Origin of the sequence: Stenotrophomonas sp. PA-6-5C, assembly GCF_021605635.1 — a bacterium.
GTDB lineage: Bacteria > Pseudomonadota > Gammaproteobacteria > Xanthomonadales > Xanthomonadaceae > Stenotrophomonas > Stenotrophomonas lactitubi.
The window spans coordinates 1-12,809 of sequence record NZ_WKEE01000034.1; the positions used below are offsets into that span (position 1 = coordinate 1).

General features: G+C 65.2%; 15 protein-coding genes. 7 read left to right on the forward strand and 8 right to left on the reverse strand.

Going from position 1 to position 12,809, the window contains the following annotated elements:
• Positions 1-338: 338 nt before the first annotated feature.
• Together GIW57_RS14665 and GIW57_RS14670 are read left to right on the forward strand one after the other, a co-directional pair.
• A complete protein-coding gene (locus tag GIW57_RS14665) occupies positions 339-1,340 on the forward strand; it encodes a helix-turn-helix domain-containing protein (RefSeq protein ID WP_236511737.1) in 1,002 nt (333 codons plus the stop codon).
• 75 nt (positions 1,341-1,415) lie between these two features.
• On the forward strand, positions 1,416-2,657 hold the full coding sequence (locus tag GIW57_RS14670) for a hypothetical protein (protein WP_236511739.1): 1,242 nt from the start codon (positions 1,416-1,418) through the stop codon (positions 2,655-2,657).
• A 24-nt stretch (positions 2,658-2,681) separates the two neighbouring features.
• Here the strand turns inward: GIW57_RS14670 and GIW57_RS14675 are convergent, their stop codons facing one another.
• From GIW57_RS14675 to GIW57_RS14685, 3 genes are all read right to left on the reverse strand, one after another.
• Entirely contained in the window at positions 2,682-3,182 is a 501-nt protein-coding gene (locus GIW57_RS14675) for a hypothetical protein (RefSeq protein WP_236511741.1), read from the reverse strand.
• Positions 3,183-3,272: 90 nt separating this feature from the next.
• Positions 3,273-3,860 carry a TetR/AcrR family transcriptional regulator gene (locus GIW57_RS14680; protein WP_236511742.1) on the reverse strand — a complete coding sequence of 196 codons (588 nt, stop codon included), beginning with the start codon at positions 3,858-3,860 and terminating at the stop codon, positions 3,273-3,275.
• A gap of 120 nt (positions 3,861-3,980) precedes the next feature.
• The gene (locus GIW57_RS14685) at positions 3,981-4,934 is read right to left on the reverse strand and encodes an AraC family transcriptional regulator (RefSeq protein WP_236511744.1); all 954 of its coding nucleotides are present in this window, start codon (positions 4,932-4,934) and stop codon (positions 3,981-3,983) included.
• A 101-nt stretch (positions 4,935-5,035) separates the two neighbouring features.
• On the opposite strand from GIW57_RS14685, the gene GIW57_RS14690 reads away from it, so the two are divergent.
• Positions 5,036-5,881 carry an oxidoreductase gene (locus GIW57_RS14690; protein ID WP_236511746.1) on the forward strand — a complete coding sequence of 282 codons (846 nt, stop codon included), beginning with the start codon at positions 5,036-5,038 and terminating at the stop codon, positions 5,879-5,881.
• An 80-nt stretch (positions 5,882-5,961) separates the two neighbouring features.
• Here the strand turns inward: GIW57_RS14690 and GIW57_RS14695 are convergent, their stop codons facing one another.
• A complete protein-coding gene (locus tag GIW57_RS14695) occupies positions 5,962-7,731 on the reverse strand; it encodes an oleate hydratase (RefSeq protein ID WP_236511748.1) in 1,770 nt (589 codons plus the stop codon).
• A 94-nt stretch (positions 7,732-7,825) separates the two neighbouring features.
• Complete coding sequence (locus tag GIW57_RS14700) at positions 7,826-8,350, reverse strand: GNAT family N-acetyltransferase (RefSeq protein WP_236511749.1); 525 nt, start codon at positions 8,348-8,350, stop codon at positions 7,826-7,828.
• Between the two features lie 318 nt (positions 8,351-8,668).
• Here GIW57_RS14700 and GIW57_RS14705 point away from each other — a divergent pair, with 318 nt between their 5' ends.
• From GIW57_RS14705 to GIW57_RS14720, 4 genes are all read left to right on the forward strand, one after another.
• Complete coding sequence (locus tag GIW57_RS14705; protein WP_236511751.1) at positions 8,669-9,124, forward strand: SRPBCC domain-containing protein; 456 nt, start codon at positions 8,669-8,671, stop codon at positions 9,122-9,124.
• An 8-nt stretch (positions 9,125-9,132) separates the two neighbouring features.
• Positions 9,133-9,447, forward strand: coding sequence for a metalloregulator ArsR/SmtB family transcription factor (locus GIW57_RS14710; RefSeq protein WP_236511753.1), 315 nt, complete (start codon positions 9,133-9,135; stop codon positions 9,445-9,447).
• Positions 9,448-9,449: 2 nt separating this feature from the next.
• Positions 9,450-9,908, forward strand: a complete 459-nt coding sequence (locus GIW57_RS14715) for an SRPBCC family protein (protein ID WP_127564747.1) — start codon at positions 9,450-9,452, stop codon at positions 9,906-9,908.
• Positions 9,909-10,082: 174 nt separating this feature from the next.
• On the forward strand, positions 10,083-10,523 hold the full coding sequence (locus tag GIW57_RS14720; RefSeq protein ID WP_236511755.1) for a chemotaxis protein CheW: 441 nt from the start codon (positions 10,083-10,085) through the stop codon (positions 10,521-10,523).
• Positions 10,524-10,585: 62 nt separating this feature from the next.
• Here the strand turns inward: GIW57_RS14720 and GIW57_RS14725 are convergent, their stop codons facing one another.
• The 3 genes from GIW57_RS14725 to GIW57_RS14735 form a co-directional block, all read right to left on the reverse strand.
• Complete coding sequence (locus GIW57_RS14725; protein ID WP_236511757.1) at positions 10,586-11,368, reverse strand: 3-hydroxybutyrate dehydrogenase; 783 nt, start codon at positions 11,366-11,368, stop codon at positions 10,586-10,588.
• Positions 11,369-11,454: 86 nt separating this feature from the next.
• Positions 11,455-11,934 (reverse strand): hypothetical protein, encoded by a 480-nt coding sequence (locus GIW57_RS14730; RefSeq protein ID WP_236511759.1) that lies wholly within the window; start codon positions 11,932-11,934, stop codon positions 11,455-11,457.
• A gap of 81 nt (positions 11,935-12,015) precedes the next feature.
• Positions 12,016-12,753 carry a hypothetical protein gene (locus GIW57_RS14735; protein WP_236511781.1) on the reverse strand — a complete coding sequence of 246 codons (738 nt, stop codon included), beginning with the start codon at positions 12,751-12,753 and terminating at the stop codon, positions 12,016-12,018.
• Positions 12,754-12,809: the final 56 nt, after the last annotated feature.

The following is a 12,809-nucleotide window of genomic DNA, read 5'->3' on the forward strand; positions in this document are numbered from 1 at the left end:
GGCTCGTGGGGGTGGGCCGGAGACACACCTCCATTCAAGGGCCCACGCCCAACGCGCAACAGCGGATATCGCGTCATGTGACCGTCACATCGCGCCAGCCACATGACTGCTGGTAATGAGGTTAGGCGGCCGCGCCGGTGCACTACTGTCTGTAGAGCCGAGCCCACGCTCGGCTGCTCTTCGCGACCGCGTCAGAATGCATCCCCCCCCTTCCGGTTTTGAGCCGAGCGTGGGCTCGGCTCTACAAGAAGGGAGCGACCGCTCCATATACCCCGCGGGCATCACCTCATGCCCGCGCGCCACTCAGCGGCACGCGGCTGCGTCGGTAGCATCAAGCCATGCCCACCCTGCCTGCCGAACCGAACGCGCCCACCGTCGCCATCGTGGCCTGCCACGGCCAGGGCCTGTTCGAATTCGGCTGCGCGGTCGGTCTGTTCGCGCCCATCCGCTCCGAACTGGGCGTGGCCTGGTACCGCACCCAGCTCTGCGCTGGCGAGCCCGGTGCGCTGCGCATGCTCGGCAGTGCACAGGTGCAGCTGCCCTACGATCTGAGTGCGGTCGACGACGCCGACATCATCGTCATTCCCGGCTGGCGCGAACCCAGCGAGCGCCCACCGCAGGCGCTGCTCGATGCCCTCACCCGTGCCCACGCGCGCGGCGCACGCATCACCTCCATCTGCTCCGGTGCATTCGTGCTTGCGTGGGCCGGCCTGCTCGATGGCTGCCAGGCCACCACCCACTGGCGGCTCACCGAAACGCTGGCCCGCGAATTCCCACGCATCCACGTACGCGACGACGTGCTGTATGTGGACGCCGGCAGCATCATCACCTCGGCCGGGTCGGCCACCGGCATGGACATGATGCTGCACATGGTGCGCAAGGATTACGGCGCGCGCGTAGCCAACCTGGTCGCCGAACGACTGGTGCTGGCGCCGTGGCGCGATGCCGAACGCAGCCAGCGCGTCAGCCGCGCGATCCCGCTGGGCGAGCCCACGCGGCTGGCCAAACTGATGGAATGGATGCGGCGCAATCTGCGCGAACCGCATTCGCTGGGCAGCCTCGCCGAACAGGCCGCGCTGAGCCAGCGCACCCTGCAGCGCCAGTTCCTCGAAGCCACCGGCCTGTCGCCCATCGACTGGCTGATCCGCGAGCGCGTGGCCTACGCACGCGAACTGCTGGAAACCACCGACCGCCCACTGCAATGGGTGGCCGAACAGGCGGGCTTTGGTTCGCAGGAATCGTTCCGTCGGCACTTCCGCAGCATGGTCGACGCCAGCCCCATCGAATACCGCAACCAGCATCGCAGTGGCATCAGCGCCGACCGGCTGGTGGGCTGCTGACAGCAGCCCGGTCTTTCCACGCAGCCATCCACCCGGCAAGATGCAGGCACGCCCCGGCCTGCCGATGGAACGGTGATGACTGCTACCCCGTACAGGAACTACCGCTTCGGTATCGGCGTTTCGCTGGTACTGGCCAGTTTCCTCGCAGCGCTCGGCCTGATCGCAGTCTGCACCCCGAATCTCGGCTGGGGCGTAGTGGCGTTGGTCACCCTCGCGCTGTGGGTTGGCGTGCCGCTGCTGCTGGTGCTCCTGCTGGCCTGGATCCGTTACATGGTGCGCGAGCGCGGACACGTGCCGGGCGGCGTGCATGCCCTGATGTTCCTGCCCACTGTCCTCGCCCTGCTCATCGTTCCGCTGGGGCACGCGCTGCACAGTACCGTGGACACCACCACCGGCGGCTCACGCGCAGCCATCGCCGAAACGCACATCAACCTCAGTGGCAATGCACTGTGGCTGGACACCTCACCCTATGCCTCCACCTACTCCGGTGCCGGGCCCGACCTGCCGATGCAAGGCGATAGTCCCGAGCGCTTCGTTGCCTTCCACCGCTACCCGAACGCACAGTCCGATGCAGACAGCGCCTTCCCCTACGACAACGCACGACTGAAACCAGGCATCGAGCACTACCATTACGGCGCCCCGCCCGGGGGCACCGGCACCCGCCTGCCCCTGCGTCGCCAGTCCTATCCGGATACCAAAGCGCTCACCCCCGTGTGGGGCACATCGGGGGGGCCGGACATCGTGCACATCTACTACCACTATGCCGACCACGTCGAGGTTGCCCCCGCGCTGGCGCGTCTGGCCGGCGCTACCGAATACGAGCTCGAGCGCAGCCGCGTGGAAGGGCTGGTGCAGTTCAGGACGCACAACTACGGCGCCGCGCCGATCGTGCGCCTGGAAATCAACGGCGCGACGCTGGACATCGGCGACGACGCCATCGCGCCCATTGCTGCGCCCCCCGCTGCGTGCACGGCGTCCAACCACGCCACCGGTGTCGCGCTGTTGAATCTCGACCAGCCGCTGCAGGTTCGCTGGCAGACTGCCGCCGCACCGCAGGAATGGCACAGCGCGCGCGTGCAGGTTCCCGCATTCCGCCAGCCGCAGCCATTGGACGGCCAATCCACCCTGCAGCGCGTGCTGCTTTACGTTCTGCCCGACGACACGCTGGCAGCAGAGCGCTACGTGGAAGTGTCCAACGGCGATTCGCGGCGTGCCATCAAGGCGACCGGCCTGCCTGCCAACGCAGCGGCGTACGCGACCTGCGGCAGCGCCAACGCCACTTACGGCGAAGATGCACCAGCACCGCTGGCAGACTGATCACCTGGACTGTCCCGCGCAGCGTCAGCCGCGTGCGCGTGCGTTGCGCGCATGTATCCGCCAGCACTGCGCCACGAAGCCGATCGCAAACAGCGCCGCACACCCCAGCAACGTCTGCAGGATCACCGGCGCCAGCGGCGCAGCCGCAATCGGATGCGCCACCGGCAACCGCGTCAGCGTTTCATTCACGCCCGGCACCAACGACAGCAGGAAGCTGAAAGACAGCGCGAACGTGGACAGATAGGGCGCCAACCGGCCAAGGAACCGCAGCCGCGCCGCCAGCACCCCACCGAATGCAATCAGCAGGATCACCACGCCAAACGCATGGCCTGGATTGAGGCCCCCGGTGCTGGAGACGGTGAACGACGTCACCACCGACAGCACCAATCCCAGCAAATAAAGCTTGCCCGCGCGCGTAGCCGGATCAATGGCGCGGTAGCGGATGAATCCGTAAACGCCGGCGACGATGGGAATCAGGCTGATCGCGGTGTGTACGACGCCCAAGGGAGAAAGCGGATGACTCATGGCAACCTCTGCTGGAGTTATGAACCTACTAGTAGGTAGGTGCAATGGACAAAAAGAAGACCCGCTTCGCGCAGGCCTTCCCGGAATCACTCAGACCGCCGCGCTCACCCGGGCAATCGACAACCGTGCCAGCGCCGCGAACGTCGCTGCATCACCAAAACCGCGCGCCGCCAGCATCGCGCCATGCACCGACGCCATGAAGGCCTTCGCCTCGTCGGCAGGCGTGCCCTGCAGGCGCAGCTGGCCGCAGGCCACGCCCTTCTCCAGCGTCACGGTCAGCCAGCTGGTCAGATCCTCGAAGTGCCCGCGCACTTCGTCGGCAACTTCCACCGGAATCATCGGCATCTCGGCAGCCAGCATCGCGCAGATGCAGAACGACGCCGTGCCACCGGCAATGCAGGTCGACCAGTAGTCCACGTAGGCATTGAGCTCCTGCAAAGGGTCGCCCAATTGCCGATCCAGCAGTGCCAGGCCCTCGCGTGCCTCCGCCCGGTACAGCTCCATCACGGTGCGCACCAGGTCGGCCTTGCTGGGGAAATGGTGGTGGATGCTGGCCTTGCTGATGTTCACCCGCGCGGACACATCGGCATAGCTGAAACCGTTGTAGCCACCAGCCTCAAGCAGCGAACGGGCCTGGGCCAGGATCTCGTGGGCCTTGGGGGAGAGTGACTCTTTCATGGATGCAAACCTACTAGTAGGTAGACTCCCTGTCAACCGCCTCGTTCGCCGGGCATGGCCCGGCGCTACCTGACACGGGCTTCCCTGGTAGCGCCGGGCCATGCCCGGCGAGCGTAGCGGTCAATGCGAAGACACATACACCGCATCGGCCGGCGCCGGCGGCAACGCAAAACTTCGCCGCATGCGCGCCACCTCGGCCGCCGGCGGCAACCCGAACAGGCGCTTGAACTCCCGATTGAACTGCGACGGGCTGGCGTACCCCACCGCCAACGATGCCGCCTCAGCCGTCATGCCCTGCCGCAGCATCAGCAGCCGCGCCTGGTGCAGCCGCGTGGACTTCACGTACTGCATCGGCGAGGTGCCGGTAATGCTGCGGAAGTGATCATGGAACGTGGCCACGCTCATCTCCGCCTGCGCGGCCAGTGCATCAACATCCAGCGCCGTCGAATAGGCCGCATGGATATGCCGCAGCACTTTGCCGATGCGGCCGAAGCGCCCGCGCATGGCCAGCGCCTCGCGCATCGCCCCACCCTGTGCGCCGGTCAGCACCCGGAAATACAGCTCGCGCACCAGCGAGGGGCCCAACACGTCTGCCTCCAACGGATCGGCCAGCGCTTCCAGCAAGCGCAGCACGGTGGCCTGCATCGCGCCCTGCATCGGGCTGGACATCATGCTCTGTGCGGGCACTTCAGTGCTGGCGGCGCGCTCGCCCAGTTCAATCAGCAGATCCGCCGCCAGTTGCAGGTCCAGATGCAGGTAGATCGCCAGCAGCGGTGCCTCCGCCGTGGCCTCGGTTTCCATGGTGAACGGCACCGGCACCGACACCGCCAAGTAGTGCTGCGCGTCGTACTGGTAGACCTGCCCGCCCAGATACCCGCGCTTCACGCCCTGGCAGACGATCACGATGCCCGGGTCGTACAGCACCGGCGTGCGCGCCAGTGGCCGGTTCGAGCGCAGCAGCCGCACACCGGGCACTGCCGTCAGCGTGTAGCCCTCGTCCACGGCCAGCGCCTGCAACAGGCCGACCATGCGCGCCTGTGCGGGATGCTGCAGCGGATCATCGGTCAATCGCATCGGGCGCCCCATAGAAATAGGCAAGAACGACCGAATCTTAGGCCTGGGCTGCCCCGCACTCAACCACTAACGTGCAAGACCCCAGCCACGAGCCCTCAGCCATGACCGTATCCCGCCTCCTCCTCGTCACCGGCGTCAGCAGCGGCTTCGGCCGCGCCCTGGCCCAGCAGGCCCTGCTGGCCGGCCATCGTGTGGTCGGCACCGTGCGCAGCGAAACCGCCCGTCAGGATTTCGAAGCCCTCGCGCCGGGTCACGCCTTCGGCCGCCTGTTGGACGTCACCGACGCCGCCGCCATCGATGCATTGGTGGCCAGCGTCGAAGCCGACATCGGCGCCATCGACGTGCTGGTCAACAACGCCGGCTACGGCCACGAAGGCATCCTCGAAGAATCAACGCTGGACGAACTGCGCCATCAGTTCGAAGTGAACGTGTTCGGTCCTGCCGCGCTGATCAAGGCCGTGCTGCCGCACATGCGCGCGCGCCGTCGCGGCCACATCCTCAACATCACCTCCATGGGCGGCTTCATCACCCTGCCCGGCATCGCCTGGTACTGCGGCAGCAAGTTCGCGCTGGAAGGCATCAGCGAGGTGCTGGGCAAGGAAGTCGCGCCGTTCGGCATCCACGTGACCGCTGTCGCGCCGGGTTCGTTCCGCACCGATTGGGCCGGTCGTTCGATGGTGCGGGCCTCGCGCAGCATCGGCGACTACGACGCGCTGTTCGACCCGATCCGCCGCGCACGCGAGGAAAAGAGTGGCCATCAGCTGGGCGACCCGATCAAGGCCGCGCAGGCCATGCTGCAGGTGATCGACAACCCCAACCCACCGACGCACCTGCTGTTGGGCAGCGATGCCCTGCAACTGGTACGCGGCAAGCTGGCATCGATGGCTGACAGCATCGATACCTGGGAATACCTCAGCCGCTCAACCGATGGCGCAGCGTTGCGGTAGCGCCGGGCCATGCCCGGCGAGCGAAGCGGTGCCGAAAGAAGCCGCCGGGCATGGCCCGGCGCCACCTACGGCCCGCTCGCTCAGTCGTCCTGCACCAGCTTGAACTCACGCAGCAGCCCACCGATCTGGGTCTTGTCCAGCTTGTTCATCAGCAGGTTGCGCAGGAACGCCGGCCCTGGAATGTCCAGCTCCTTGCCATCGCGCAGGCGGCCGGTCGCCGCCAGCAGCGTGCGCACGTCGTAGGTGGAATTGAACACCTCCGGCACGCCGCGCTCGATGCCCAGCAGCGTGTACACCGCTTCCATCGGCGTACGCACCGAATACTCGGTGGTGAAGATGCAGTCGCGCTGCTTCGATTCGGCAAACTGGCCGATGAAGGCGAAATTCACCGCGCCCTCCGGCACCACGTCCGGGCGGTCACCGGCCTGGCGCGGCATGAAGAACGCGGTGATGTACGGCATCATCACCGGCACCGTCTTCGCCCCGGTCGCCGCCAGCTCGTCGATCTCTTCCACCGGCACACCCAGGTGGTACAGCCACTCGCGGGTGATCTCCTCGCCCGTGCAGTCCTGCATCGGCTTGTTCACGTAATCGCCCGGCGTATCCACGAACAGCGAGTACACCCAGACCACGATCTGGTCCTTCGGCTGGTTCTTGAAGTGCGGCTGGCGGTTCACCGTCCAGCTCATCAGCCAGCGCGAATCGCGCACGCTCACGATGCCGCCGGTCACCACCCTGCCACTGAACGGATCGCGCTTGGCGATCTTTTCGATGTACGCTGGAATGCGCGCGTCCAGCGTGGTCACCGTTGCCGATTCCCACTTGGTTTCCGGTATATGCGCGCCGAATACATCCGGACGTCCGAACGCCGCATCCTTGGCCGCGATGCGTCGCCACAGGTCCCACGCCGGTGCCGGGCCTTCATTCAAGCGCGCAGCAGTGTGGTGGTCGCCGTTGTCGGAATTCTCGGTGAGCGAGCCGATCGTCATGAACAGCAGATCGTCCGCGCCCAGGTCCATGCCGCCGGCCTGGCCATCCCGCGTCCAGTGGATGCGCGTGGCCTGCTTGCGCCCTTCCTGCCGCACGAAGTCCACATCGGTCACTTCAGTGCCGTACTGGAACCGCACGCCGTGCTCCTGCAGCCACTTCACCAGCGGCAGCACCAGCGATTCGTACTGGTTGTACTTGGTGAACTTCAGCGCAGAGAAGTCCGGCAGCCCACCGATATGGTGGATGAAGCGATGCAGGTAGAGCTTCATCTCCAGCGCCGAGTGCCATTCCTCGAACGCGAACATCGTGCGCCAGTACAGCCAGAAATTGCTGTCCAGGAAATCGCGGCCCAGCACCTCGTTGATGCGCTTGTTCTCCATCTCCTGCCGGGTAGCCAGGAACAGCGCGATGATGTCCTTCTGCGCCTGCTCGCTCAGGGTGAACAGGCCATCGGTATGCGCATCCTCGCCCCGGTTGACGGTGGCACGCTGCAGCGAATAGTTCGGGTCGTCCTTGTTCAGCCAATAGAACTCGTCCAGCACGCTGGCATCGTCTATTTCCAGCGACGGAATCGAGCGGAACAGATCCCACAGGCACTCGAAATGGTCTTCCATCTCGCGGCCGCCGCGGATCACGAAACCCTTCTCCGGCACCTTCAGGCCATCCAGCGCGCCACCGGCAATCTGCTGCTGCTCCAGAATGGTGATGCGCTCGCCTGGCATGCGCCCATCGCGCACCAGGAACGCCGCACCGGCCAGCGAAGCCAGGCCCGAGCCGACGAACCACGCCGTCTTGTTGTCCACGCCGGCCGGCTTGCGCGGGCGTGCGAAGGCCTCGTAATTGCCACTGCTGTAATACATGCGCGTCTCCTTCCTGGATGGGGTATGCCCACTCTAGCGCTGAACCGATGTACCGCATCCTGCAGAGAGACTGCGACGCAGTGACGCAGCTACCTCACAGGCGGCGACCCAACACCTGTCCCGGCCAGCCATCCACGTTGAAGGTCGACAAACGTTCGTAGCCGCACGATTCGTAGAAGCGCACCAGCTCACCACTGCCGCCGCCATAGCAATCCACCCGCAGGTAATCCAAGCCCGCCGCGCGTGCCTGCTCGTCGGCGAACGCCATCAAGCGACGGCCGATACCACGCACCCGCGCATCGCGCGAAGCAATCAGCACGCGCACGTACAACTCGGGTTCGGTCGCCGCAGGCACATACGGCATGGCCTCGCCCAACGCCAGGAACGCACGCACCTCGCCCTGCGCGGTTTCCGCCACCCACGCACCGGGCAGCGCGCAGGCATCGGTCACCTGGGTGATACGGCGCGGAATGGACGACCAGGCCTCGGTGCCCCACTGCTGCGGATTGCCGATGGCGACGAACCACGCAATCACCTCATCGAACAAGCCCAGCACCGCAGCCGCATCGGCCACACTGGCGCGACGGATCGTCAGCGCATCTCTTCCTGTATCAGTCACGCGTAGTGCTCCTTTCATTCAACGAATCCGAACGACTGCAATCACCCAGCTCCGCCCAGAATGCCGCCGCGCAGCCGTCGCCACCACGGCCAAAAGTCCATTGCGCGCCGCTAACCGGTAGTGCCGGCCGCTGGCCGGCAACTGAAATCACCCACCTTCCCCTGGTTGCCGGCCAGCGGCCGGCACTACCACAGCGAATATCCATGGCGCCGCATCCACCGGCCCAGACTCCACGGCGGTGGAGTTGACATGCAGGCATCTACCTGCCTATTGTGATCCCACGGACGGCATCCTGCCGCCCACCGTGGAGCCGCAGTCATGGTGGATATCGCGCACAGAGTCGGCATCAACGCCCCATCGGCCCAGGTCTACCAGGCCCTGGCCAGCCCCGAAGGCATCGCCGCCTGGTGGGCCGAAGACACCACCGGCGACCGCCACGTCGGCGGCACCGTCACCGCCCGCTTCACCGCCAACGGCGTGCAGATCGGCGCCATGAAGATGGAGCTTCTGCAACTGCAGCCAAGCGAGCTGGTGCTGTGGGAATTCATCGACGGCCCACCGGAATGGATCGGCACCACCGCGCGTTTTGCCCTGCACCAGGACGGCGACTACAGCATCGTGCTGTTCACTCACGAAGGCTGGCAGGAACCTGTGGAGTTCATGCACCACTGCAGCACCAAATGGGCCATCTTCCTGATGAGCCTGAAATCCCTCCTGGAAACCGGCCACGGCCAGCCCAGCCCGCACGACATCAAGATCGACAACTGGAACTGAAGGCGCCCATGGATGCAGACAAGGTGTTCAAGGCACTGGCCGACCCCACGCGCCGCACGCTGCTGGACCTGCTGTGCGAGTGCAACGGACAGTCGCTGGGGCAGCTGTGCGAGCACCTGCAGATGGCCCGGCAATCGGTTACCCAGCACCTGGGCCTGCTGGAAGACGCCAACCTGATCAGCACCGTCAGGCGCGGCCGCGAGAAGCTGCACTTCATCAACCCCGTGCCACTGCACGACGTCTATACGCGCTGGGTACGCAAGTTCGAGCAGCAGCGCCTGAGCCTGCTGCATGACCTCAAACAGGAACTGGAAGGAGAATGACGATGAGCGCTGAATCCACCCGTTTCATCCACGTGATCTATATCGCCTCCACGCCGCAGAAGGTGTTCGAGGCCATCACCCGGCCGGAGATTGCCCGCACCTACTGGGGCCATGAAAACGTCTCGGACTGGACACCCGGTTCGCGCTGGCAGCACGTGCGCGCCAACGACGAACGCAAGGTCGAGCTGGTCGGCGAAGTGGTGGAAAACACCCCACCCTCGCGGCTGGTGATCACCTGGGCGGCCGCTTCGCAGGCGGACAACCCGAAGGCCTACAGCCGCGTGACGTTCGAGATCGTGCCCTATGAGGACATGGTCAAGCTGACGGTGACCCATGACGAGCTGGAACCGGGCAGCGGCATGGATACCGGCATCCGCCAGGGCTGGCCGATCGTGTTGTCGAGCCTGAAGTCGTTGCTGGAAACCGGCAAAGGCCTGGACGTCTTCGCCAAACCCCAGTAGTGCCAGCCCATGTCTGGCAATCCGCCCACGGCCCAAGCCAACCCGTGAAGGCGCCTTGATTCCGCTGAACGACGCATGCAACGCGTGTTGGCCGCTCACCCGTCAAGCACGCGTTACACCACGTCAACACGGCATCATTGCGACGCAGTCTAAATACCCTTCCACAGGTCCCTCTTGCAGCCCTCCTCCCCTTCGGCCGGTGAACCGGCCCCGTCGTCGCCGGCCTTCATTGAAGTTGTTGTTGTGCGGGCCGGTACCCACCTGTTTGCCATCGATGTCGACGCCGCGATTGAAATCCGTGGCCCGGAAGCCTTTGATCGCCCCGGCAGTGGCACGCGCCCGCACCTCACCGTGCGCGGCCACGCCCTGCCGGTGGTCGACCTGCGCCAGGCCATCGGCTTGACCGCGTTCGGCCACGGTTGCCCAGCCATGCTGCTGGTGCAGGCCGGCGCGGAGACCTTCGCTCTGGCCGTCGACGAGGTGCGGGAAATCGAAAGCGTGCCACGCCACAAGGTGCGGCCCGCCTCGGATATCCCGTTCGGGTTCTGCAGCCATCACATCACGCTAGGCGCGCTCGGCGAGATTCCCCTGATCGATCCAACGCGGCTTCGATAACACCGAACCACCGCGCCAACCTCACGGTAGCGCCGGGCCATGCCCGGCGAGCGGCCAGCCAGCTACCGCGCCGTCCAGCCACCATCCACCGGCAGCGCCGTGCCCGTAATCTGAGCCGCAGCATCCGAGGCCAGGAACACCACCATCTCCCCCAGCTGCTCAGGCGTCACGAACTGCAACGAAGGCTGCTTCTCGGCCAGCAGCGCGCGCGCCGCGGATTCCTGATCCTTGCCGTCCTTCTCGGCCAATGCCGTGATCTGCTGCTCGACCAGCGCCGTTCGCACCCACCCCGGGCAGATGGCATTGGCAGTGATGCCAGTGCCCGCATTCTCCAGCGCGGTCACCTTGGTGAGCCCCACAACGCCATGCTTGGCCGCCACATAGGCCGACTTGTTCACCGAGCCCACCAGCCCGTGCACCGACGCGATGTTGATGATGCGGCCGGCACCCTGCTGCTTCATGTAAGGCAAGGCCGCCGCCGTTGAGTGGAACACCGCCGACAGATTCAGCGCGAGGATCGCATCCCACTTCGCTACGGGAAATTCCTCGATCGACGCGGTGTGCTGGATGCCCGCGTTGTTCACCAGAATGTCGATGCGCCCCATCTTCGCAACAGCGTGGGTGATCATGCCCCGCACCGCCTCACCACGGGAAAGGTCGGCGCCATCATGCGCTACCCGCACACCGAACTCGGCTTCCAGGCTGGACCGTATGCGTTCGATCTCCGCCGCATCGCCAAATCCATTCAACACGATGTCGGCGCCCTGTCGCGCCAGTGCGGTGGCAATGCCAAGACCGATACCGCTGGTGGAGCCGGTGACTACCGCAACCTTTCCGTTGAACATGGGCGAGCTTCCATCGGGCGTATGTGGCCAGTGTAGCCTCACGGGCCCGCCCCCTTGAATGGCGCTACCCATGTCGCGGACCACGGTTAGAAGAGGACGCCCGCTCGCTCAACGGTCGCCAGGGGATTGGCTTTCCGCACCGCCTCCAGGAAGAGCAGAAAATCGCGGTTGAACAGCGTCAGGTTGTTGGTGAACGTTACGCTCTTTCTTCCCGATGCTTTACTGAAGCACACCTGCCAGACATAGCGCCCGTAGATGACATCGGAGGTTCGGGTGACGGAGGTGATCTGCGACAGCGGAACAACCGTGGGCATCGGCCCCCGCCGCATGTAAAAAGATTCCGCATCAAAGAAGTAGTGCTCCCGATCCTCCTTTCCATCCACCATCACCAAGGTCATGGACGTGCCGGAAATCCGGCGAGGGGGATTCAAACGCAACCCTGATCCCAACGCGGAACGCGCGGTCGCTGACATTCGCCGAAGGATGAACCAAAGGCTCACCAACGGAAGCGCCGCAAGGACAATGAAGCCCACGGTCTTCAAAACACCTTCCAATGTGCTTGCCACACAGATCTCCACGATAAACTTTCAGGCATTGGCGACGCCCAGTAGATCCACGCCATGCGTGGATGCTTTGGCTTCAACCCATCACTTCCAATGATCCGGCCCCAAAAACGGCAGGCTCAACACAAACACCGGCACTGCCACAGGCACCAACGCCGCGCCCAGCACCTTCCCGGCCGTCGTCCCAACCCCCGGCTTGTCCGTATCGTCTGGCCGAATCCGCTCAGCCCGCGCGGTAATCGACGGCGTCAGCTTCGCCTTCGCTGCCAGCGCAGCAGCGTCCGGCAAGTTCACCCGCTCGCCATCACTCTCGAACAGCGCGCTGTAGTAGCTGCCGCCCTGCTTGGAAAGATTGCAGTCCGGGTTGGCCGCCAGCTCGTAACGGGTCCGGGCTTCGAGGATGTACGGCCGGCGCGTCAACCCATCGATGGCCTTGGCCACCCGCGGGCTGATCTCCAATCGCTCCAGCTTGAACTGCGCGGCCTGTTCCGGCGTCACCTGCTCCGGCCGCAGCAGCAGCGCGTAGCTGCCATGCACCTTGGTCCTGTCGGCCGGCACGCGCCAGTCCTCACGGAAATACAGCTGCGCGCAGACCACGGCCTCGCGCAGCGGGCTGTCCATCAGCGCACGGTAATCACGGAACGGCGCCGCGTCGAAGCGCATCGGCTCGTCATAGACCGGCAGCAGGTACAGCTTGCCGTCGTCGGCCACGAACGCGCCGGTAATCTCGCGATTGGAATGGTGGTAGTCCGGCCCACTGGCACAACCAGATAGCAGGGTCAGGCACAGCGCGGAGAGAATGAAGCGGATGGACGTTTGCATGTCGTAGTGATTGGCTTCCCTGGAAAACCGACCTCGCCCCAAAGGACGAAGCCGGT